At 61.3% G+C, this 23,019-nt stretch carries 13 protein-coding genes, 2 tRNA genes and 1 riboswitch; of the genes, 2 read left to right on the forward strand and 13 right to left on the reverse strand.

Translation table 11 applies throughout. The annotated features are described in order from the left end of the window. Positions 1 to 123: 123 nt before the first annotated feature. The 6 genes from QRN33_RS00005 to ltaE all read right to left on the reverse strand — a co-directional run bounded on the left by QRN33_RS00005 (position 124) and on the right by ltaE (position 5,935). Positions 124 to 200: transfer RNA gene (locus QRN33_RS00005), tRNA-Arg, on the reverse strand. Positions 201 to 307: 107 nt separating this feature from the next. Further along, positions 308 to 398 (reverse strand) — tRNA-Ser (locus QRN33_RS00010). A 62-nt stretch (positions 399 to 460) separates the two neighbouring features. Further along, positions 461 to 649 (reverse strand): carbon storage regulator CsrA, encoded by a 189-nt coding sequence (csrA, locus tag QRN33_RS00015; RefSeq protein WP_002554426.1) that lies wholly within the window; start codon positions 647 to 649, stop codon positions 461 to 463. A 187-nt stretch (positions 650 to 836) separates the two neighbouring features. Continuing rightward, positions 837 to 2,078 (reverse strand): aspartate kinase, encoded by a 1,242-nt coding sequence (locus QRN33_RS00020; protein WP_016773595.1) that lies wholly within the window; start codon positions 2,076 to 2,078, stop codon positions 837 to 839. A 90-nt stretch (positions 2,079 to 2,168) separates the two neighbouring features. Continuing rightward, on the reverse strand, positions 2,169 to 4,784 hold the full coding sequence (gene alaS, locus QRN33_RS00025) for an alanine--tRNA ligase (protein WP_285405859.1): 2,616 nt from the start codon (positions 4,782 to 4,784) through the stop codon (positions 2,169 to 2,171). Positions 4,785 to 4,930: 146 nt separating this feature from the next. After that, the gene (gene ltaE / locus QRN33_RS00030; RefSeq protein WP_285405861.1) at positions 4,931 to 5,935 is read right to left on the reverse strand and encodes a low-specificity L-threonine aldolase; all 1,005 of its coding nucleotides are present in this window, start codon (positions 5,933 to 5,935) and stop codon (positions 4,931 to 4,933) included. A gap of 189 nt (positions 5,936 to 6,124) precedes the next feature. After that, positions 6,125 to 6,295, forward strand: a riboswitch (FMN riboswitch). 103 nt (positions 6,296 to 6,398) lie between these two features. Between ltaE and QRN33_RS00035 the strand changes: the two genes are divergently transcribed. Further along, the gene (locus tag QRN33_RS00035) at positions 6,399 to 6,908 is read left to right on the forward strand and encodes a 6,7-dimethyl-8-ribityllumazine synthase (protein ID WP_252880656.1); all 510 of its coding nucleotides are present in this window, start codon (positions 6,399 to 6,401) and stop codon (positions 6,906 to 6,908) included. A gap of 161 nt (positions 6,909 to 7,069) precedes the next feature. Here the strand turns inward: QRN33_RS00035 and astE are convergent, their stop codons facing one another. The 7 genes from astE to QRN33_RS00070 all read right to left on the reverse strand — a co-directional run bounded on the left by astE (position 7,070) and on the right by QRN33_RS00070 (position 14,933). Then, complete coding sequence (astE, locus tag QRN33_RS00040) at positions 7,070 to 8,077, reverse strand: succinylglutamate desuccinylase (protein WP_285405866.1); 1,008 nt, start codon at positions 8,075 to 8,077, stop codon at positions 7,070 to 7,072. Positions 8,078 to 8,089: 12 nt separating this feature from the next. Next, complete coding sequence (locus QRN33_RS00045) at positions 8,090 to 8,380, reverse strand: hypothetical protein (RefSeq protein ID WP_016773591.1); 291 nt, start codon at positions 8,378 to 8,380, stop codon at positions 8,090 to 8,092. A gap of 57 nt (positions 8,381 to 8,437) precedes the next feature. Beyond that, positions 8,438 to 9,784, reverse strand: coding sequence for an N-succinylarginine dihydrolase (gene astB / locus QRN33_RS00050; protein WP_042607201.1), 1,347 nt, complete (start codon positions 9,782 to 9,784; stop codon positions 8,438 to 8,440). 163 nt (positions 9,785 to 9,947) lie between these two features. Next, positions 9,948 to 11,417: a succinylglutamate-semialdehyde dehydrogenase gene (gene astD, locus QRN33_RS00055; protein ID WP_285406300.1), complete on the reverse strand. Its 1,470-nt coding sequence runs from the start codon at positions 11,415 to 11,417 to the stop codon at positions 9,948 to 9,950. After that, on the reverse strand, positions 11,414 to 12,439 hold the full coding sequence (gene astA, locus QRN33_RS00060; RefSeq protein ID WP_024014014.1) for an arginine N-succinyltransferase: 1,026 nt from the start codon (positions 12,437 to 12,439) through the stop codon (positions 11,414 to 11,416). Before astA ends, astD begins: the two co-directional genes overlap by 4 nt. Before the next feature lie 51 nt (positions 12,440 to 12,490). Continuing rightward, on the reverse strand, positions 12,491 to 13,510 hold the full coding sequence (aruF, locus tag QRN33_RS00065; protein WP_024014015.1) for an arginine/ornithine succinyltransferase subunit alpha: 1,020 nt from the start codon (positions 13,508 to 13,510) through the stop codon (positions 12,491 to 12,493). Positions 13,511 to 13,712: 202 nt separating this feature from the next. After that, positions 13,713 to 14,933: an aspartate aminotransferase family protein gene (locus QRN33_RS00070; protein ID WP_065616775.1), complete on the reverse strand. Its 1,221-nt coding sequence runs from the start codon at positions 14,931 to 14,933 to the stop codon at positions 13,713 to 13,715. 303 nt (positions 14,934 to 15,236) lie between these two features. On the opposite strand from QRN33_RS00070, the gene QRN33_RS00075 reads away from it, so the two are divergent. Further along, positions 15,237 to 23,015, forward strand: a complete 7,779-nt coding sequence (locus tag QRN33_RS00075; RefSeq protein ID WP_285405872.1) for a dermonecrotic toxin domain-containing protein — start codon at positions 15,237 to 15,239, stop codon at positions 23,013 to 23,015. The last annotated feature ends 4 nt before the right edge of the window (positions 23,016 to 23,019 follow it).

Consider the following 23,019-nt stretch of genomic DNA (forward strand, 5'->3'; position numbering starts at 1 on the left):
GTGACCGCTCGGTTCGTAGCCGAGTACTCTATCCAGCTGAGCTACGAGTGCATTTTGTGTTTTTAAACCAGACCACAACTGGCTGAAACCGAGTTACTCACCTTACAGCAAATAACTCTTAAATGGTGCACTCGACAGGATTCGAACCTGTGACCGCTCGGTTCGTAGCCGAGTACTCTATCCAGCTGAGCTACGAGTGCATTTGTTGCCGCGCATTATAGGCCGTCTAATCTCTATGTCAAACACTTTTTCTAGTAATTTCAACAACTTACAGAAGAAGCCAGATTACGACGTACTAAGCAAATAATGGCGGAGAACGGGGGATTCGAACCCCCGACACCCTTTTGAGGTGTACTCCCTTAGCAGGGGAGCGCCTTCGGCCACTCGGCCAGCTCTCCGCAACACGGGGCGTATATTAACCAGCTTCTTCCCCGTTTGCAAACATAAAAATCGATAAAAATTAATGGCTTGGTTCTTCGTCCTTCTCTTTCTTTATACGCAGGTAAATTTCCTCACGGTGCACCGCAACCTCTTTCGGAGCGTTGACGCCGATACGCACCTGGTTTCCTTTGACGCCGAGCACGGTCACGGTGATTTCGCCGTCACCGATAATCAGGCTTTCCGCGCACCGACGAGTCAGAATCAGCATACCTTTCTCCTTACGCCATTCATTTCAGGGACAACAGTCTGCAAAAAAAAGGCACCCGACCTACAACCGCAGCGATCGTAGCCCTACATGCCTGAGTATTGACCAGCGCGAGCAAAAGAACAGTTCAGGGCCCGCGCCATTCAAAAAATAAAGGGCGCGGTCAGACCGCGCCCTTCACAGAATCGGATTACTCGCCCTGACGGGCCGGAGCATCCAGTTCGAAAGCCGTGTGCAGCGCGCGCACGGCCAGTTCCAGGTACTTCTCTTCGATCACTACGGAAACCTTGATTTCCGACGTCGAGATCATCTGGATGTTGATGCTTTCTTTCGCCAGGGATTCGAACATGCGGCTGGCCACGCCTGCGTGGGAACGCATGCCGACGCCGACGATCGAGACCTTGGCGATTTTGGTGTCGCCAACCACCTCACGGGCACCGATCTCGCGAGCGGTGTTTTCCAGCACGGTCTGTGCGGCCTGATAGTCGTTGCGGTGCACGGTGAAGGTGAAGTCGGTGGTGTTATCGTGCGCGACGTTCTGCACAATCATGTCGACTTCGATGTTCGCGGCACTGATCGGGCCGAGAATCTTGAACGCCACACCCGGGGTGTCTGGCACGCCACGGATGGTCAGCTTGGCTTCATCGCGGTTGAAAGCGATGCCGGAAATGATCGGCTGTTCCATGGTTTCCTCTTCATCAATAGTAATGAGGGTGCCCGGACCCTCCTTGAAGCTGTGCAGTACGCGCAGCGGTACGTTGTACTTGCCGGCGAATTCCACCGCACGGATCTGCAGCACCTTGGAACCGAGGCTGGCCATTTCCAGCATCTCTTCAAAGGTGATCTTGTCCAGACGCTGAGCAACCGGCACCACACGCGGGTCGGTGGTGTAGACACCGTCGACGTCGGTGTAGATCTGGCATTCATCCGCCTTCAAGGCTGCCGCCAGCGCCACGCCAGTGGTATCGGAACCGCCACGCCCGAGGGTGGTGATGTTGCCGTGCTCGTCGACGCCCTGGAAACCGGCGACAACCACCACGCGACCGGCCTTCAGATCACCGCGAATCTTCTGGTCATCAATCTGCAAGATACGCGCTTTATTGTGCGCACTATCGGTCAGGATCCGCACCTGATTACCGGTGTACGACACCGCCGGCACACCGCGCTTGATCAGCGCCATGGCCAACAGGGCAATCGTCACCTGCTCACCGGTGGAAACGATCACGTCCAGCTCGCGCGGAACCGGTTGCGCCTCGCCACTGATTTGCTTGGCCAGATCGATCAGACGGTTGGTTTCGCCGCTCATTGCAGACAGCACAACCACCAGGTCATCGCCGGCATCGCGGAATTTCTTAACCTTGTCGGCGACCTGCTCGATTCTCTCGACAGTGCCGACCGAGGTGCCTCCAAATTTCTGTACGATCAAAGCCATTTCAAAGCCGCCTCTGCCCATGAAGGGCGCCCAATAATCTTTCCAACAGTCGCCGGGCCCGCCACTGGACTGCGGGGCCGGCGAGCCGTCTTATAAAGCCTGCTCGACGAATGGAACGGTCAGCGCCAGTGCGCCATCCAGCGCTGCGGCATCGACACCACCGCCCTGCGCCATGTCCGGACGACCACCGCCCTTCCCGCCCACTGCCGCAGCGGCCTGTTTCATCAAATCACCGGCTTTGAGTTGGCCAGTCAGGTCCTTGGTTACGCCTGCAACCAGTACGACCTTTTCCTCATGGACACCGCCGAGCAGGATCACTGCGCGGCCGAGTTTGTTTTTCAGCTGATCGACCAGCGCCAGCAGCGCCTTGCCGTCCTGACCGTCCAGACGGGCGGCCAGCACCTTCACATCCTTGACGTCCACCGCCGAGGCCGACAGATCGTCGCCCGCAGCGCTGGCAGCCTTGGCCTGCAACTGCTCGAGTTGTTTCTCCAGCAGACGGTTGCGCTCAAGTACCGCCGAGAGCTTGTCGATCAGGTTGTCGCGGCTGCCCTTGACGAGGCTGGCCGCTTCCTTGAGTTGTTCTTCCGCCCCGTTCAAGTAAGCCAGTGCTGCAGCACCGGTAACTGCCTCGATACGACGCACGCCCGATGCCACACCGCCTTCGCTGATGATTTTCAGCAGGCCGATGTCGCCGGTACGGTTGGCGTGGATACCACCGCACAGTTCGACGGAGAAGTCGCCCATGCTCAGCACGCGCACGCTGTCGCCGTACTTCTCGCCGAACAGCGCCATGGCGCCTTTGTTCTTCGCGGTTTCGATGTCGGTTTCTTCGGTTTCAACGGCGGAGTTCTTGCGAATCTCGGCGTTGACGATGTTTTCCAGCTGCTTGATCTGCTCTGGCTTGATCGCTTCAAAGTGACTGAAGTCGAAACGTAGGCGCTGACTGTCGACCAACGAGCCTTTCTGCTGTACGTGCTCACCCAGCACCTGACGCAGCGCGGCGTGGAGCAAGTGGGTGGCCGAGTGGTTCAGCGCGGTGGCGTGACGCACTTCGGCGTCGACGTGGGTTTGCACCGGCGCGCCAATGGTCAGGCTGCCCGAGGCCAGCACGCCGTGGTGGAGGAACGCGCCGCCGGTCTTGGTGGTATCACGAACGTCAAAACGGCTGTCGCCGGCCTGAATGAAACCGCAGTCGCCGATCTGGCCACCGGACTCGGCGTAGAACGGCGTCTGGTTGAGCACGATCACCCCCTCCTGACCTTCGCTCAGCACGTCGACCGACTGACCATCCTTATAGATGGCGACGATTTTTGCCGAACCACTGGTGGCGGCGTAACCGGTGAATTCGGTGGCTACATCAACCTTGACCAGGGTGTTGTAGTCCAGACCGAACGAGCTGGCCGAACGTGCACGCACACGCTGCGCTTCCATCTCGCGCTCGAAGCCGACTTCGTCGACAGTCAGGCCGCGTTCGCGAGCGATGTCGGCGGTCAGGTCCATAGGGAAACCATAGGTGTCGTAGAGTTTGAACACCACGTCGCCCGGCACCACGGTGCCTTTGAGCTCGGCCAGATCCTGCTCGAGGATTTTCAGGCCGTGCTCCAGGGTCTTGGAGAACTGCTCTTCTTCAGCCTTGAGCACGCGCTCGATGTTGCCTTGCTGCTTCTGCAGTTCCGGGAAGGCGTCGCCCATCTCGGCGACCAGCGCCGCAACGATCTTGTAGAAGAAGCTGCCGCTGGCGCCGAGCTTGTTGCCGTGACGGCAGGCGCGACGGATGATCCGGCGCAGCACGTAACCGCGACCTTCGTTGGACGGCAGCACGCCGTCGGCGATCAGGAAGCCGCAGGAACGAATGTGGTCGGACACTACTTTGAGCGACGACTGATCGCCGTTTTCGCAGCCGATCGCTTGCGCCGAAGCCTTCAGCAGGTTCTTGAACAGGTCGATGTCATAGTTGGAATTGACGTGCTGCATCACCGCACTGATCCGCTCCAGGCCCATGCCGGTGTCCACCGACGGCGCTGGCAACGGATGCAACACGCCATCGGCGGTGCGGTTGAACTGCATGAACACGTTGTTCCAGATCTCGATGTAGCGGTCGCCATCTTCTTCCGGCGAGCCCGGCGGGCCGCCCCAGATGTGCTCGCCGTGATCGTAGAAGATCTCGGTGCACGGGCCGCACGGGCCGGTATCGCCCATGGTCCAGAAGTTGTCGGAGGCGTAAGGCGCGCCCTTGTTGTCGCCGATGCGGATCATGCGCTCGGCCGGTACACCGATTTTCTGTGTCCAGATGTCATACGCTTCGTCGTCGGTGGCGTAGACGGTGACCCAGAGCTTTTCCTTCGGCAGCTTGAGCACGCCGGTGAGGAAGGTCCAGGCAAAGGTAATCGCGTCGTGCTTGAAGTAGTCACCGAAGCTGAAGTTGCCGAGCATTTCGAAGAACGTGTGGTGACGCGCGGTATAACCGACGTTTTCCAGGTCACTGTTCTTGCCGCCGGCGCGCACGCATTTCTGGCTGCTGGTGGCACGGGTGTACGCACGTTTTTCCTGGCCCAGGAAGCAGTCCTTGAACTGGTTCATCCCCGCGTTGGTGAACAGCAGGGTTGGGTCGTTGCCCGGAATCAAAGAGCTGGAGGCTACACGGGTGTGGCCTTGCTCTTCGAAGAAGCGAAGGAAGGCTTCACGGATTTCTGCGCTTTTCATTAGGTTCTTCCACGGAGGCTGCGGCCAAAGGCCTGTTCGAAACGTCGTGAGACGAAGCAACGGCAAAGGGCCGCATTATATCGGCCCTGCGCGCGGGGTACAGCGTGTTTATACGATAGAAACGGTCAATTGGACGGCTAACGCTGTCACTTGCGCGAAAACTCGACTAATGTCGCGATCACTTGCTCGATTTGCGCTCGGCTGACGTCCATGTGCGTGACCATGCGCAACCGTGCGGCGGCGCTGAGCTTGATCCCGCGTTCGCCGGCAAAGGCCTTGAGCGCTTGAGCCTTGTCGCCCATTTGCACATAAACCATGTTGGTTTGCACGGGTTCGACGACGAAACCGGCCTCACGCAGACCATCGGCGAGCACTTGCCCGTTGGCGTGATCGTCGGCCAGCCGTTCAACATGGTGATCCAGCGCATACAACCCAGCCGCCGCCAGCAAACCGGCCTGACGCATCCCGCCGCCGACCATTTTGCGCAAACGCCGCGCCTTGCCGATCAACGGTTCGGAGCCGCACAGCACCGAGCCGACCGGCGCGCCGAGGCCCTTGGACAGACACACCGACACCGAATCGAAATGCTGGGTGATCTCGCGGGCATCGACGCCGAGTCTGACCGCTGCGTTGTAAAGCCGCGCACCGTCGAGGTGCAATTGCAGGCCGTGATCCTGCGTAAAGCGTCGGGCGCGCGCCAGATATTCCAGCGGCAGCACCTTGCCCTGCATGGTGTTTTCCAGCGCCAGCAGGCGTGTGCGGGCGAAATGGAAGTCGTCGGGTTTGATCGCCGCCGCTACCTGATCCAGATCCAGCGACCCGTCGGCCTGCACTTCCAGCGGCTGCGGCTGGATCGAGCCGAGCACCGCCGCCCCGCCACCCTCGTACTTATAGGTGTGTGCCTGTTGACCGACGATGTACTCGTCGCCGCGCTCGCAATGGGCCATCAAGCCGAGCAGATTACTCATGGTGCCGGTGGGCACGAACAACGCAGCGGCAAAGCCCAGGCGTTTGGCCAGTTCGTCTTCGAGGCGATTGACCGTCGGATCTTCGCCGTACACATCGTCTCCGGTGTCCGCTGCGGTCATCGCTTCGAGCATGGCGGAAGTCGGTTGGGTAACGGTGTCGCTGCGAAGATCGATAACGCTCATGAACCTGGCCTCTGGTCAGCAGGGAGAATCCCTTTGTGAAAGGGATTACTGCGGTTAACGCGCGGATTAATCAAGCCTTGAACAAGGAAAAATCATCATCCTCAGAAAGAAGCACAATCCATGTGGGGGTCTGTGCAGGAGCGGAAAATATGTGTTACAAACTTGCCGCCGCCCGCCTATGGGCGGCGAAAACGTTCTCAGGGCGGGGTGCAATTCCCCACCGGCGGTAATTGCGCGCAATGCGCATAGCCCGCGAGCGCTTGGCGCTGCACACGACTTGATCGGGTGCGTCGGCAAGGTCAGCAGACCCGGTGTGATTCCGGGGCCGACGGTCATAGTCCGGATGAAGAGAGAACGGGATTGACGCCAAAGGGCCGTCCGCGTGCATTCGTGCCTGCGCTCGCACCCTTGCATCCCTTTCGATTCATAACGCCCTGTTTTTCACACAAACAGGAGTCAGAACATGCAACCCACCGCTATCGACAGCAAAAGCAAACACCCACAGGGCGAGCGCGTCGCGTTCATCCAGGCCTGCTGGCACAAGGAAATCGTCGACCAGAGCCGCAAAGGCTTCGTCGCCGAAATGCTGGTGCAGGGTTATCAGGAATCGGACATCGATTTCTTCGAAGTCGGCGGCGCTTTCGAAATGCCGCTGCACGCCAAGCTGCTGGCCAAGTCCGGCCGTTACGCCGGCATCGTCGCCGCCGCCCTGGTGGTGGACGGCGGCATCTACCGCCACGAGTTCGTTGCGCAATCGGTGGTCAGCGGCCTGATGCAGGTGCAGCTGGAAACCGAAGTGCCGGTGTTCTCGGTGTCGCTGACCCCGCATCACTTTCATTCGGGCGAAGAGCACCAGAAATTCTTTCTCGAACACTTTGTGCACAAGGGCCAGGAAGCGGCGCGGACTTGCGCCGATACGCTGCAGAAGATTCGCGCACTGCGCCGTACGGAGCCGCGGGCGGTAGCGGTCTGATTCCACCCGGCCGGGTGGGGACTCAAGCCCCACCCGAATTTAAATGTGGGAGCGAGCCTGCTCGCGAATGCGGTGTGTCAGCCACCATCATTTTTGGCTGGCAGTCAGCATTCGCGAGCAGGCTCGCTCCCACAGGAATTTGCTCCAGCCGCCAGATTGCGTCAGGCGAGGTTTTCGTCGGTGGTCGGGACGATCAGGATGCCGGCGCGCAGGCCGTTCTTGACCTTGGCATTGGGGAAGATGATCCGCGCGCCCTGCTCTTCGATCACCCAACGGGTATTGGCCAGGTCTTCGGCCAGCACATAACCCGGCTCCAGCTCGGAAAAATTCTCGATGTCCGCCGGCAGATTCAGGCGGAACGCATCGCTGTGCTTGATGATCTCCCGCGCGACGCTGAACAGTTGCAAACCATCCAGCCCTGCTTCTGTCTCCGGCTCATTGCCTTCGATGATCTGCTTCAGGCGGGTTTCCAGCAGTGAGACATTGACGCCGTCGTTCTGCCCGAACGGCCGCGCCTTGCCCAGTTCCAGGGTGAAAGCCTCGGCGTCGAGCTTGTCGTAGGTATACGAACTGAAGACGATCGACGGCTTGTTCTGCAACAGCACCGCTTCCATGCCGGCCGCGCGCAGCCGCGCCAGCTCACGACGGGAATGCTGACGCCCTTCCTTCCATGGGTACAAGGCGAACTGCTCGATCTTCGAACCACGAATCGCCGTGTGCAGGTCGTAGTGCAGACGCTGGCGCTCGGGCTTGCTGAAGAAAATCGCCGCCAGCCGCTCCAGCTCACAGGCGCGCAACGCTTCCGAGCCGCTGCTTTGCTCATGACGACCGTTGAACAGCCGATTGACGTCCTGCTCGACGAACCGCTCGCCCTTGCGAATCGCTTCCGGGTTGCCGAACAGGAACAGAATGCGTGCGCGCGGCTTCAGGTCGCCGCGTGCGATGTCGTGCAGCAACCGATCGAGCAACTCGATCGGCGCGGTTTCATTGCCGTGGATACCAGCCGAGAGCAGCAGGTCCAGGCCATTGTCGCGCGCTTCCGGGGGCCGGACTTCCAGCGCCCCTTCGCTCAACCAGCGCATGCGCACGCCTTCGACAGTCAGTTGAGTCTTCTCCGCCGGTTCGCGGCCGGCGAGGGTCAGTTCAAGCAGTTTGCCGAGGGCGAGCATAGAGCGGTTTCCTTAGTGGTCGTGGTTGCAATCCGGGCCGTGTACGTGATCCTCGTCAGCGCCGAGGTCAGCCGGTTCCATTTCCAGTTGCAGACTTACCAGATTAGTCGCCAATGGGCGCAGCAGCAGGTTGGCGTACTCTTCGTCACCTTCCTCCACGTCCACGCCGATCAGCAGCTGGCCACGGCCATCCTGCTGGATCCACAGCTCTTTGCCTTGCCACATGACCGCGACGCGGGTGCACGAGGTTTGCAATTGCGTGCCGTCGGTGTCTTCAAGGATCAGCTGCAGGGAATCGCTCATGTTTTTACTCTCTTGGGGTGACACGCCGCGCGCCGGGTTCAGGCAGCGCGCTGGCGATCAATTGATCTGGAAAGGATAAACCGCGCCCAGTTTAAGGATTTGCGTCAGTTCATCCAGTGCCGTCCGGCATTCAAGCAGCAACTGCGGGTCCGCCAGGTCGGTTTCGCTCAGGCGGTCGCGGTAGTGCTTTTCAACCCATGCGGTCAACGAACCGTACAACGGGGCCGTCATGATAACCCCTGGGTTGACCGCCGCCAGTTCGGTTTCATTCAGCGCCACGCGCAGACGCAGGCACGCCGGGCCACCGCCGTTCTGCATGCTTTGCTTGAGATCGAAGACTTTCACTTCGCGGATCATTCCACCCGAGCTGGTCAGGCTCTGCAGATAAGCCCAGACGCGTTCGTTGGCCTGGCATTCCTGCGGCACGATCAGCAGCATCGAACCGTCGGGACGCGACAGCAACTGGCTGTTGAACAGGTAGGAACGCACCGCGTCATCGACGCTGACCGCCGAACGCGGCACGCAAACGGACTGGAAGTTGCCGCCCACCTTGGCCAGTTTGCCTTGCAGTTCGGCGAGCATCTTGTCGGTCTCGAGGAACGCGTCCTCGTGATAGAACAGAACCTCGCCGTTGCCCACAGCGATCACGTCGTTGTGGAACACGCCCTGATCGATGACGTTGGGGTTCTGTTGCGCGTAGACCACGCCTTCGTCACGCAGACCGTGCAGGCGGGCAACGGCTTGCGAGGCTTCGAGGGTCTGGCGCGCCGGGTATTTCTGCGGCGCCGGGAAACGGTTGTCGAACGCGCTGCGGCCGAACACGAAAAACTCGACGCCGGCTTCACCGTACTCACGGCAGAAGCGCGTGTGGTTGGCCGCGCCTTCATCGCCAAACTGTGCCACCGCCGGCAACGCGGCGTGATGGGCGAAGTGCTGCTGATTGGCGAACATCGCGCCGAGCACGCGACTGGTGGTCGGGTGTTCGATGCTGCGGTGGTATTTGCAGTTGAGGTTGGCAGCGGTGAAGTGCACGCGGCCGTCGGCAGTGTCGGCACTCGGGCTGACCGTGGCAGCGTTGGCCACCCACATGCTCGACGCCGAGCAGCTGGCGACCAGCAGCGGCATCGCCTCTTTGGCGGCCCGCTCGATCACCTGCGCATCGGTGCCGCTGAAGCCCAGACGGCGCAGCGCCGCCACGTCGGGACGTTCCTGCGGAGCCAGTACGCCTTGCTGAAAGCCCATGTCCATCAGCGCTTTCATCTTCGCCAGACCTTGCAGCGCCGCTTCCTTCGGATTCGAGGATTGCTGACTGTTGCTCTGCGAGGCGACGTTGCCGTAGGACAGACCACCGTAGTTATGGGTCGGCCCCACTAGACCGTCAAAATTGACTTCATAGGATTTCATCAGCGAGGCTCCACGAGAATCTGTTGTTATAGGCTTCAGGTAACAATTCAGTCAGACCGCGTCGCGGCTATCGCGAGCAGGCTCACTCCTACAGGTTTAGCGGTGGACACATATGCTGTGTACAACACAAATCCTGTAGGAGTGAGCCTGCTCGCGATGGCCGCTACGCCATTTTCACGCCAGGCGTCAGGGCCGATGGCAACACCAGGCTCGGGGTTTCCAGCGATGCCACCGGGTACGCGCAGTAATCCGCTGCGTAATAGGCGCTGGCGCGGTGGTTGCCCGAGGCACCGACGCCGCCGAATGGCGCGCTGCTGGCGGCGCCGGTCAGCTGTTTGTTCCAGTTGACGATGCCGGCGCGGCTTTCCAGCCAGAACTGCTGGTAACGCGCTTCGGAATCCGAGAGCAAACCGGCGGCCAGCCCATAAGCGGTGTTGTTGGCTTCAGTGATCGCCGCAGCGAAATCGGCGTAGCGGATCACTTGCAGCAACGGCCCGAACAGTTCTTCGTCCGGACGCTCTTTGACTGCCGTTACATCGACGATGCCCGGGGTCAGCAAGGCCGACTGCGCCTGCGGCTGAGTCATTTCCAGCAGCGCCACCGCGCCGTTGGCCAGCAGTTGTTCCTGCGCATCCATCAGCGCTTTCGCCGCGCCGAGGGAAATCACCGAACCCATGAACGGCGCCGGTTGCTGATCGAACGCACCGACTTCGATGGTCGCGCTGACTTCCACCAGACGCTTGAGCAGGCTGTCGCCCCACGCGCCTTCTGGCACCAGCAGACGCCGGGCGCAGGTGCAGCGCTGGCCGGCGGAAATGAATGCCGACTGAATGATGGTGTACACCGCCGCATCCAGATCGGCGACCTGATCGACCACCAGCGGGTTGTTGCCGCCCATTTCCAACGCAAGAATCTTGTCCGGGCGACCGGCAAATTGCTGATGCAGATGATTGCCGGTGCGGCTGGAACCGGTGAAGAACAGACCGTCGATGCCCGGGTTCGCCGCCAGAGCGATACCGGTTTCCCGCGCGCCTTGCAGCAGGTTCAGCACGCCTGCCGGCAGGCCGGCTTCGATCCAGCACTTGACCGTCAGCTCGGCGACTTTCGGTGTCAGTTCGCTGGGTTTGAACAGCACGCTGTTACCGGCCAGCAGCGCCGGCACGATATGACCGTTGGGCAAGTGGCCGGGGAAGTTGTAAGGACCGAACACCGCGACCACGCCGTGGGGCTTGTGGCGCAATACGGCGGTGGCGTCACCCAGCGGGCCGCTCTTCTCGCCGGTACGTTCGCGGTAGCTCTGCACCGAGATGGCGATCTTGTTGACCATGCTGGTGACTTCAGTCGCGGACTCCCACAGCGGCTTGCCGGTTTCTTCACCGATGGTGCGAGCCAGTTCGTCAGCGTGGTTTTTCAGCGACGCGGCGAAAGCCTCGAGCACGCTGATGCGCTCTTCGAGCGTGCGACGTGCCCATTGAGGAAAGGCCTGACGGGCAGCCTGCACCGCCGACTCGACCTGCGCGGCCGTCGCGCCCTCGCCCGCCCACAGCACTTGCTGGGTCACCGGGTTCAGCGACTGAAAGGCTTCGTCCTGACCGGCCAGCCACTCACCTGCGATGTATAGCGAATTCATTATTTCGACTCCCGTGCAGCGGACAGCGCCACGGCGCGAACCTGATCGCCGGCGCTGAGTTGAAGACGTTTTGCGGTCTGCGGATCGACCACCAGGGTGCCCGCTGCCAGACGCGCTGGCGCGGCAGTGATGCGGCAATCCTCGCGCTTGCGGTTGTGGATGATGAACGGCGTGGCGTCATCGCCCGGCGTGCCCACGGCCAGCACCAGCGCTTCGCTGTCACGCACTGCGCGGATCTTGCTGGTTTCGCATTCGATGGCCGGGCCGGCGTCGAAGATGTCGACGTAACCCTGGTAGCTGAAGCCTTCGCTCTTGAGCATCGCCAGCGCCGGCTCGGTGTCCGGGTGCACCTGGCCGATGACGTTGCGCGCGTCCGGCGAGAGGAAGCAGGTGTACAGCGGGAATTTCGGCATCAGTTCGGCGATGAACGCCTTGTTGCCGACACCGGTCAGGTAATCCGCCTGGCTGAATTCCATCTTGAAGAAATGCCGGCCAAGGCTCTCCCAGAACGGCGAGCGCCCGGCGTCGTCGGACACGCCGCGCATTTCGGCGATGATCTTGTTGCCGAACAGCTCCGGGAACTCGGCGATGAACAGCATGCGTGCCTTGGACAGCATGCGGCCGTTCAGTCCGTTGCGGTAATCGGCGTGCAGGAACAGCGAGCACAGCTCGGAATTGCCGGTCAGGTCGTTGGCCAGGAACAGCGTCGGAATTTCGCGATAGATGTTCAGCTCTTGCGACGCACTGACGGTCAGACCGACGCGGAAGTTGTACCAGGGCTCACGCAGGCCGACCGCTCCGGCGATGGCGGAAATGCCCACCACGCGGCCGTCGTCGTCTTCGAGCACGAACAGGTAGTCCGCATCGCCACGCCCGGCTTCGCCGCGAAAGGTCTTCTCGGCCCAGCCGACCCGGTGGGTCAGGCGCTCTTCGTTGGCCGGCAAAGTGGTCAGGCCGGTGCCGGTGCTGCGGGCCAGGTCGATCAGCGCGGATAAATCGCTGCTGCGTACGGGACGAACAATCATGCTATCTCCTCAAACGGGCCGCTCGCGCCACCCGTGAAACTCGCTAAGGCGTTAAACCGCCACCAGGCGCACGCTGGCACCTTCACCGACGCCCAGGGCTTCGGCCGCTTCCATATCCAGCGTCACCGGTTTGCCCGGCGCGTAATCCAACTCGAGCAACACCGCGCGGTAATCCTGCAACTGCGCGTTGGCCACCAGATACTGACGCCCGGCGCCTTTGACCGGCTCGCCGATCTTCACCGGCACCACGCGGCTCTGCGCGATCGAACGGATCCCGGAAACCCGCGCATGCAGGGTCGGGCCGCCGTCGAAGATGTCGATGTAGTGATCGGTCTCGAAGCCTTCGCGCATCAGGATGTCGAAGGTGATCTGCGCCCGCGGGTGCACCTGACCCATCGCCTCTTGCGCGGAGTCCGGCAGCAGCGGCACGTAGATCGGGTAATGCGGCATCAGCTCGGCGAGGAAGGTGCGGCTTTTCAGCCCGCACAGACGCTCGGCTTCGGCGTAGTTGAGGTCGAAGAAGTTGCGCCCGATCGCATCCCAGAACGGCGAGTCGCCATTCTCGTCGCTGTAACCGACGATCTCGGTCACCACCGAATCGGCAAAACGTTCCGGGTGACTGGCGACGAACAGCAGACGGCCACGGGAATTGAGCTCGGCCCACGGCGACCCGACCAGCTCTCGCTGCACGTAGAAACTGGTCAGCAAGCTGTTGCCGGTCAGGTCGTGGCACTGCGAGAGCACGTGGATCTTGTTGTGAATCTTCAGCTCGCGGGAGGCATGCACGAACGTCTCGTTGCGGAAGCTGTAGAACGGCTCGGAGTAACCGGCCGACGCGACGATGGCCGAGCAGCCGACCAGTTTGCCGGTGCTCGAGTCTTCGAGGACGAAGAAGTAACTCTCTTCACCGTTGAAGCTCACTTCGGCGGCGAACGATGCTTCGCTCGCGGCGATCTTGTCGCTCAGACGTTCAACGTCATCCGGCAAGGAAGTGACACCAATCGGGCTGTCCGCAGCCAGACGCTGTACCTCGCCCAGATCAGCCATTTGCGCGGGGCGCATCACCAGCATGGTGTCACTCCTTTCTCTTCAAAATTCACAGAAAAAAACACCGGACCTTGTAGGAGTGAGCCTGCTCGCGATAGCAGTCTGTCAGAACCCGATGAGTCGACTGACAAACCGCTATCGCGAGCAGGCTCACTCCTACAGTGAACGTGCCCGGTATCAAAAATTGGCTTCGGCACCTGAAAAACTCCAGGCGCCGAAAGGTCCATCAGGCTTGCGTCAACTTCGCCGCAGCGCGTTCGAAGCGGTCCAGACCGGCATCGATATCGGCGTCTTCCACCACCAGACTCGGGGCGAAACGGATCACGTCCGGGCCAGCCTGGAGAATCATCAGGCCTTCCTGTTCGGCGGCGTTGAAAATGTCCTTGGCCTTGCCTTTCCAGGCGTCGCTCAGCACGCAACCGATCAGCAGACCGAGACCACGCACCTGGGTGAACAGGCCGTATTTCTCGCCGATCTGTTGCAGGCGGGTCTTGAACTTGTCGTGCTTGGCGTTCACGCCGTTCAACACTTCAGGAGTGTTGATCACGTCGATCACTGCCTCAGCGACAGCGCAGGCCAACGGGTTGCCGCCGTACGTGGTGCCGTGAGTGCCGACCACCAGATGTTTGGCCAGCGCTTCGGTGGTCAGCATCGCCGCGATCGGGAAACCACCGCCCAGGCTCTTGGCGCTGGTGAGGATGTCCGGGGTCACGCCGTAATGCTGGTAGGCGAACAGCTTGCCGCTGCGGCCCATGCCGGTCTGCACTTCGTCGAACACCAGCAGCGCGTTGTTCGCATCGCACAGTTCGCGGGCACCTTGCAGGTATTCAAGCTCGGCCGGCAGCACGCCGCCCTCGCCCTGGATCGGCTCGAGCACGACCGCGCAGGTCTTCTCGGACACCGCGGCTTTCAGCGCGGCCAGGTCGTTGTAGGGAACGTGGGTGATGCCGGTGATTTTCGGGCCGAACCCGTCGGAGTATTTCGACTGACCACCGACGTTGACGGTGAACAGGGTACGGCCGTGGAAGCTGTTCAGCGCGGCGATGATTTCGTATTTCTCCGTGCCGAAGCGGTCGAATGCAACGCGACGGGCCAGCTTGAACGCGGCCTCGTTGGCTTCAGCGCCGGAGTTGCAGAAGAACACGCGCTCGGCGAACGTGGCGTCGATCAGCTTGTGGGCCAGGCGCAGGGCCGGCTCGTTGGTGAACACGTTGGAGACGTGCCACAGCTTGTTCGCCTGTTCGGTCAACGCGCCGACCAGCGCCGGGTGCGCGTGGCCCAATACGTTGACGGCAATCCCGCCGGCGAAGTCGATCAGCTCGCGGCCGGCCTGATCCCAGACCCGGGAACCGGCGCCACGCACCGGAATGAAAGCGGCAGGCGCGTAGTTGGGAACCATTACCTGGTCGAAATCGGCGCGTTGTACCGCAGCGTGCTCAACGGACATCGGAGTCTCCTGAAGAGGAACACCCGCCTGGAACTGGCGAGCGATGGGGGGATTGTAAGGACAGTTTGGTGCCCGGCCTTGTCGCCAAGCGACAACTTCTTATAGCGCAAACCCCGGATTTTCCCGGGTTTACGGCAATGCGACATATAGCGTCGCAAAGGCGCAGTTTACCGGGCACGGCCGATTTGCGGGAGGCCGCGCAGAATACCAAGTCAGCCTCGCGAAAGAGATATGAATATGTACCGCACGGCGGGTGCTTGCTGCTGATTTGCTGAGGGTTCTTATCACCGCCAAGGAATGCTCATGCACCTGTCTGATCGACACTCACCGACAACCTCGAGCAAGACGCCCGATCCCCAACATCCGGACGAGCATTATCAACCACTGAAAAACGCGATTCCCCAGTGGCTCGGCAACACCTCCGCCTCCCGGCGCCAGGCACTGAGAAACAGCACTGCGCAAATGCCGGAGACACTCAGGCTCGCTGCCACCGAACAGCACGCTGTGCTGAAAGACCTCACTGCAACAAGTATCACCGCGCACAGCCAGGTGGACAAAAGCCTGGAACATTTGCAGGACGCCGCCGCGTTCGCCGAGCCGTTGCTCAAGGCGGAACTGAAAAAATGCTTCGATCTCGATCTGGACGTCAGAGGCACCTTCGTGCGCCTGTACATCCCCGTGACGACGCCGTGGTTTGCCATCAGCACGGGCGCCCGCGTCTGGACGGTATCGTTGCTGGATGCCGCGCTGCATAACTTCGAGGACCGGGAAACCCACGAAAACGCTTTCGAAGCGGCATCGACCTACACCACTGCGCCCTCCCCAGGCGGGCAGTTCGAGCCACTGCCGCAGATCAAGGCCAGACTCAGTATTGCGGCCTTCACCCAACTGTGTCGCCGCCTGGACATCGGTGCGCAGTACAAAGCCAGCCTGGAAAACAATCTCGGTTACTCCGATCCGATGGTCGCGACGGTGTTACGCGGCAAACTGGACGCCAGCGAGAAAGCTGCGATGAAAGCCGCGCTGCAATGGGCGCGGATGAACCGTGACGTATCGGAGAATCACTTTCGTCTGGTCGACGCCATGCTCGACGGCATGACCGGCATTTACATCAACGGTGCACCGGTGCTGCGCCATGACATGACCATGCTTTGTGCGCCGCTTACCGGCATCGTCGTGTTCGCTGCGGATCTGTACGTGACACGCGACGCTGCACGCGTCGTGGCCTATGTACCGAACGACCCCGAGCATCCGTTCAAGGAATACGCGTCGCCGGCTGAAATGCTCGTCGAGCTGACGCGCCAGTTGCGGTCAACGGAGTACCAGCAATTCTTCAGCCGCTTCGTCAATCACGAACAACGGGGCTACTTCTTCAGCACACTCAACAGCCGCCTGAGCGAAATCAAATGGCACCCGCACGAGCCCGGCAGCGCCCTGCCCGCCTGGCGAGAAGTGCCTGTGGAACGGCCCGATCTGCAGAGCGCGCTCGTGCCGTTCTACGACGACCTGTGGCAGCACTTGCACCAGGCCAAACTGAACAAGGTCTTCAACGATGCCCGAGTCATCGCCGTCCCGACGGCCTGGGTCGACCAACGCGCGCGCTGGGCGTTCTGGGATTCGGTGGTCAATATCCTTTCCAGCATCGTCCAGAGCGCTGCCCTGATCGTCGCGCCATTCGTGCCGGTGCTGGGCGAGGCAATGATGGCGTACATGGCTTATCAGATGCTCGACGAAACCTTCGAGGGCATCGTCGAGTGGGCACAGGGTCGCAACACCGAAGCCATCGGGCACCTGATGGATACCGTCGATTCGATGATTCAGTTGGGCCTTTTCGCAGTGGGCGGGGCGATTGGCGCGGCCGAATTCCGCAAGGTACTGCCCACAGAGGTCGTGGCGTTCATCGACCGGTTCAAACCGGTGAAACTGGCCAAAGGCGAAACCCGCTACTGGCAGCCCGATCTTGAGCGTTACAGGCACCCGCTGCGTCCGCCAGCCGATTCGCAACCCGACGGACTGGGCCTGCATGCCCATCAGGACAAGCAACTGCTGCCCCTCGACGATGCGCATTTTTCAGTGAAACCCGACGAGATGCCCGGGCAGTACCGCATCGAACATCCCACCCGGCCCGACGCCTACCAACCGGTGGTCCGCCATAACGGTGAAGGCGCCTGGCACACGGAGCTCGAGCAACCGCTCGAGTGGGACGGCGAAACCGCGCTGCGCCGCATCGGCCCGTCGGTCGAGAGCTTTTCGCCGGCCGAGCGGGAAACCATTCTGCAGGTCAGTGGCGCCAGCGAAGACGTTTTGCGCAAGATGCATGTCAATCAGGAAAAGGTTCCGCCGCTGCTGGCCGACAGCATTCAGCGCTTCAGGATCGACCAGCAGCTGCAGCGCTTCATCGATCAGCTCGACAGCGAAGCGTCTGAAGATTTCTTGCGTGCCGATCCGGTCACCCAGTTGCAATTGCTTGCCGACCACGGCCGTTGGCCGAGCAACAGACGACTGCGTCTGATCGACCGACAAGGCGAACTGCTCTGGCAATCCTCCGCAGACGAAAGCCTGCCCCTGACAGAGCTGCAGCAGGATCGCCTGGTCAGTGGCGACCTGCTCAAATCCTTGCTCGCGGTCCTCGATGAAGCGCAGATCAAGGCGCTGCTGGCTGAACCCTTTGCGCTGACGCCATCACTGGACGTTCGCAGCCAGACCCTGCGCAAGCAACTGGTCGGCCTCGCGAAAACCCACAGAAACACATTGTTCGAATCACGCTACCAGGCGCTGCAACCCATCGACGACCCACTGGCACAGCCGCTCCAGGCGCAAGCCCCCGACCTGCCGGTCAGCATCACCCGCGAACTGCTCGACACCGCCACCGGCGGCGAACTGTTACAGCTCGACCAGGGCCAGGTCCCGCCGCGCCAGCAGGAGCTGCTGCAATTGGCCCGCCAGGAAGTGCGCGTCGCCCGCGCCTACGAAGGGCTGCAACTGGGTTCGGTGAGCAATCCCGATTCCGATGCCCTCGCCCTGCATAGCCTCAAACTGTTGCCCGGCTGGAGCGGCGATGTGCGCATCGAAATCCGCGACGGCCGTTACGACGGCCCGGTACTCGACAGCATCGGCCGCGAAGACGCCCCCGAGCAAAAAGTCCTCGTGCGCACCGACGACGGGCGCTATCAACCCTACGATGAGCGCGGCCAGGCACTGCATTCGCTCAGCGATTTCTATTCCGGCCTGCTCCATGCGCTGCCCGACAGCGAGCGCCAGAGTCTCGATCTACGGATCGATGAGGGACAGGCGCTGAAGGCCGCAATCCGCGAGCGCACGCTGGAACGCAGCGAGCTGCGGGAGGTGCTGGCGGAACATCCGGTCACCCCGCCGAAAATCGATACGTTACGCCTGGTGGGTGCCGAGGGTTACCCACGGCTTTCCCGTGCGATCACGCTGGAGGACGCCCCACGACGCACCCTTGAAGCAGACATACGGGTCCTCTACCCGAGAATGTCGGATCGCCGCATCCAGCACCTGGCGCGGAGCATGCGCGCCAGCCCTTCCGGCGCTCGCGCGGAACTGGTTCGTTTGCAAGATGATTATCTGCAACTGCAGCACGAGCTGCAGGTCTGGGCCAACGACCCGCCCGCCCGACATCCAGAGACGGGTAGCGTGCTCACGGCAATCGAGCGACGCGCGGACATTCGCAACCGGCGATTGCTCAGGGAACAACTGCTCCAGGGCTGGCGACGTGAGAACGTCGTCGGGATCGATCCGCAGGGTGCCGCCTCGGGCCACGCCTTGTTGTTGACCCACGGCATCCTGGGCGACTTGCCTGTGCTGTCGGCCGACTTCAGCCACATCACTCTGCTCGCGATCGACGGCAATGCCACGACCGGTTCTCTCGACAGCTTTCTCCACTCTTTCACGCAACTGCAAAGCCTGGATGCGCGCAATCTCAATCTGCCCAGCCTGCCCCAGGCGCTCGGCTCGATGCCGGCGCTGCGCGAATTGAGATTGCGCAATTGCCGAGTCAGCCTGACCACCACGACCCAATCGGTGCTGGCGTCATTACCGCAACTCACCCTGCTCGATCTGCACGGCAATTCGTTGGGCCTGCCTCCCGATCTGCACGCAATGCCCTCGCTGCGTTACGTCAACTTGTCGAACACCGGCCTCTACGCCGTGCCGGATGACGTACTCGATCATCCGCGATTGATCTCTGCGCAGTTCGACGGCAACCGGATCACACGCATCCCCGACGGTTTCTTCAACCTGGCCAGCTCTCTGAGCGATGGCTACACCTTTGCTGACAACCCTTTGTCCACTGCGTCTCGCGAACGGGTAAAAGGCTTTTACAGCCACACCGGCAAACACTTCGGCGTCCGCCCCAAGTCGCAAGACCTGCGACGCACCATCAACCTGTTCCCCAACCTGGATGCCGAGCAGGCCACTCAGGTGTTGTACCGGCTACCCGGCACCTGGGCCGACGCCCGCGCCCAGTTGTCACGCTGGGAGACAGAGCTGAGCCAGATGAACGTCGAACTGGATCAATGGATCGCTCAGGCTTCCATCGCTCCACCTGAATCCGGCACGTCGACGACGTTTGAAGAAGACCCCCGCGAAATCAATGCCAGGCGTTCCTTTGCCCGGCAACTCAAGTTGTTCTGGCGCAGCCGGACCGCGTTCGGCCGCGCTGATGAGCTGAGGGCAAATGCCGAGTTCAGCGGCACCATGCCGGTACTCAGCGCCAATTTCGAGCACGTTTCGCGATTGAACCTGATCGGCAACAGGAACCTCTCCGCCATCGCGCCATTCCTGGAACGTTTCCCCAACCTGACTACCCTGCGCCTGGACGGCTTCGACCTGGACACAACCACACTGGCGGGAGTCAGCCTGCCCGGCCTGAGCGAGCTGGAGCTGAAGAACTGCGGCGTGATCCTGACCGCGGAAAACCAGGCTGCGCTGGTGTCGCTGAACAACCTGCGCAGGCTGGACCTGAGCGACAACCCGTTGGGGACATTTCCCGATCTGAACCTGCTGCCGGAACTGAGGTATATCGACCTGTCCAACAGCGGTCTTACCGTGGTGCCCGATGGGCTGGCCAGCCACCCGAATCAGCCCATTGCAGTGCTGACCGGCAACCGCATCACCGACCTTCCCGACGCCCTGTTCGACATTCCGGCAACTCGCAGCGACGGCATTTATCTTTCCGACAATCCGCTCTCGGCCGCAGCGCGGGACAAGATCAAAGCCTATTACCGCCTTTATCAAAACGACTTTGAAGTGCCCGCCGACGGCCAGGACATTGCCCTCGCCCGCCAACTGTTTCCCGACCTCGACCAGCAACAGGCCAGCGATATGATTTACGACCTGCCCGGCACCCTGGCGGACAGCCGTATCCAGCTTGATCAATGGCATGCAGAGCTGGAACAGATGCAGCTCGATCTCGCGCAGTGGACAGAGCAGATCACAGCCACCCATCCGGTTACCGGGCAGTTGCTGTCCGCCGCTGAATTACAGGCGCAGACAACTGCGCGAACCGCGTTCAAAAAGGCCCTGGAGGCGTTATGGCGACAGCGGTCGAGCGAGACTGCAGCGCGAAGCGGTTTCTTTTCGGCCGACCTGAAATTCTTTGGCGACATGCCCCGGCTGACCGCGGATTTCAGCCACGTTGAAAGCCTGAAGCTGAGCGGAAACGCTGCAATCAGCAACATCGGGACGTTCGTCGAACAATTCCCCAACCTCCAGGCTCTGGAACTGAGAGCCGTCGCCCTGAAGGAAATCCCGGCTTTCGTGGCAGGCCTGCGGACGCTCAAGGAACTGCGCCTGCGTCACTGCGCCGTGACGCTCACGCGCGCCGGACAGGATGTACTCGATTCCTTGCCTACCCTCAAGCTTGTGGATCTGAGCGATAACCCGTTGGCCATGGCACCCGATCTGCGCGGCATGCAGGCGCTGGGGGATATCTTCCTGATGAATACCGGCCTGACTGCCCTGCCAGAAGGGATCATCGACCACCCGACACTGCAGAGCGCATACCTCAACGACAACCACATGACTGAACTGCCGGAGGCTTTGTTCACGGCCAGCCCACAGCGTGCCGATGGCATACATCTGACCGGCAATCCGCTGTCCCTCAATGCGCGCGAGCGGATCAAGGCCTACCACGCAGTGCACGGTCGCAACTTCCGGGTCAGGCCCGCCACGGCGGATATAACCCTGGCGCGCCGGCTGTTTCCGTTGCTGGACGACGCTGCAGCCAGCGACATGATTTACCGACTCCCCGGTACGTTGCAGGCCGGTACGGCGCAACTGATCCGCTGGGAAGCGGAAATCGCCCGCATGATCAGTGACCTCAACACCTGGCGCGAGCAAGTGCCCGTCAGCAACCCTGCTACAGGACAACCGTGGACGGCCGAAGCGCGGGCGGCGCAACTTCTCGCCAGGCAACAGTTCGGTGAGCGCCTCGAAGAGCTTTGGCGCGGCCGACGCACGCGGGACCTGGCGCTACGCCTGGACAGGTTCGAAACGGAGGCAAAATTTTCCGGCGAATTACCGCAGTTGAGCGCAGATTTCAGCCACATCACTCATCTGCAGATCTCGGGCGATGGCGGCTCAGGCGTTCCGGACGGTTTCCTCACAAGCTTCAGCGGCTTGAATGGACTGGAACTCAAAGGCTGCAACCTGGGCCGGATGCCACAGGCGCTGGAGAGCATGCGGTCGCTTGAAACGCTGATGTTGAGCCGCTGCGAGATCACGCTCGATGCGGCCGGGCAAGCGACGTTGTCCACGCTTGTCCGCTTGAAGGCACTGGACCTGTTCGGCAATCCTTTACAGACCACCCCCGATGTATCGGCGCTGACGGACCTCAGGTTCCTCGACCTGATAAGGACCGGCATCGACGCAGTGCCTGCAGGGCTTGAGCAACTGCCGCGGCTGGGCGCCGCATTATTGAACGACAACAACATAACCGAGTTGCCGGGAGACCTGGTTCCCTACACCGGTAATGGCGTGGATATCGGCGCCAATCCGCTGTCGGCGGCGTCGAGAGAACGCATCAAAGCGACCTTTCAGACCACAGGCGACAATCTGGGCGTGTGGGGCGAATCAGCTGACTTGAGCCTGATTCAGTCGCTGTACCCCTCGTTGACCGCTTTCGAAGCCAACGACCTGCTGTATCGTCTGCCCGGCACGCTGGCCGACGGTCGCGTCGAGCTGATGCGCCGACAGACCGAAATAACCCGATTGCTGACGCGCCTTGATACCTGGAGCAACGAGACTGCGCACGACCCGGTGCTCCGCACGCCCCTGAAAGGAGAAGCCGCGCGCCGGGAATCGGCCCGCCGAAAACGCTTCAAGGAAAATCTGGAAGCACGTCTGCGGCGCTATCCGAAATCGCCAGGGGACAACGCGTTCGTCTGTGATTTGTCGTTCACTGGAGAGCTGCCGCCATTGGCCGGACGCTTCGACTACATCGAACAGCTGGGGCTGACCAGCACGGCCGCTTCGCCGCCGGACGTCAATCGGTTGGTGGAGCTGTTTCCGAAGCTGCGCGGGGTCGACATTCGCAATTATCCGCTGAGGGAAATCCCGCCTGCGATTCTCGGGCTCGATTCACTGGCGAACCTGAGCTTGCCAGACTGCCGCATCACGCTGCCACGGCAAACCGCAGACGCCATCGCCGGGATAAAAAACCTTCTTTCCCTGGACCTGGGCGACAACCCGCTGGGCAACGTGCCCGACCTGAGCAGACTGGTCAATCTGCGAGTATTGCGTCTGAACAATATCGGGCTGAGCGAAACGCCCAAAGGGCTGTTCGATTTGCCCGGGCTTGAGTCGGTGAACCTGGCCGACAACGTCATCAGCGAGCTGCCGAGTCAGTTTCCTTCCAGTCCCGGCGAGGTGGCGACGCATTACAACTTCAGCGGCAATCCCTTGAACCCGCAGAGTCAACTGCGTCTTGAGACCTACAATGCCGCTCGGCAAATGCGTCTGTTTGAGGAACAGGCAAGTCAGATCGACCTGAATCCACCGCGCGATGGCAGCGACGAGTCAGAGATTTCCATCGGTGTGGAGTTCAACCGCAACAACTGAACCG

The sequence above is a fragment of the Pseudomonas sp. FR229a genome (assembly GCF_030209115.1).
Taxonomy (GTDB): Bacteria; Pseudomonadota; Gammaproteobacteria; order Pseudomonadales; family Pseudomonadaceae; genus Aquipseudomonas; species Aquipseudomonas moraviensis_A.

Excerpts from the sequence above, each read along its gene's own strand:
- QRN33_RS00020 (WP_016773595.1), bottom strand. The coding sequence starts at position 2,078 with ATGGCTTTGATCGTACAGAAATTTGGAGGCACCTCGGTCGGCACTGTC.
- QRN33_RS00075 (WP_285405872.1), top strand. The coding sequence starts at position 15,237 with ATGCACCTGTCTGATCGACACTCACCGACAACCTCGAGCAAGACGCCC.
- astB (WP_042607201.1), bottom strand. The coding sequence starts at position 9,784 with ATGAAATCCTATGAAGTCAATTTTGACGGTCTAGTGGGGCCGACCCAT.
- aruF (WP_024014015.1), bottom strand. The coding sequence starts at position 13,510 with ATGCTGGTGATGCGCCCCGCGCAAATGGCTGATCTGGGCGAGGTACAG.
- QRN33_RS00070 (WP_065616775.1), bottom strand. The coding sequence starts at position 14,933 with ATGTCCGTTGAGCACGCTGCGGTACAACGCGCCGATTTCGACCAGGTA.
- QRN33_RS00035 (WP_252880656.1), top strand. The coding sequence starts at position 6,399 with ATGCAACCCACCGCTATCGACAGCAAAAGCAAACACCCACAGGGCGAG.
- csrA (WP_002554426.1), bottom strand. The coding sequence starts at position 649 with ATGCTGATTCTGACTCGTCGGTGCGCGGAAAGCCTGATTATCGGTGAC.
- astE (WP_285405866.1), bottom strand. The coding sequence starts at position 8,077 with ATGCTCGCCCTCGGCAAACTGCTTGAACTGACCCTCGCCGGCCGCGAA.
- astA (WP_024014014.1), bottom strand. The coding sequence starts at position 12,439 with ATGATTGTTCGTCCCGTACGCAGCAGCGATTTATCCGCGCTGATCGAC.
- ltaE (WP_285405861.1), bottom strand. The coding sequence starts at position 5,935 with ATGAGCGTTATCGATCTTCGCAGCGACACCGTTACCCAACCGACTTCC.
- alaS (WP_285405859.1), bottom strand. The coding sequence starts at position 4,784 with ATGAAAAGCGCAGAAATCCGTGAAGCCTTCCTTCGCTTCTTCGAAGAG.
- QRN33_RS00045 (WP_016773591.1), bottom strand. The coding sequence starts at position 8,380 with ATGAGCGATTCCCTGCAGCTGATCCTTGAAGACACCGACGGCACGCAA.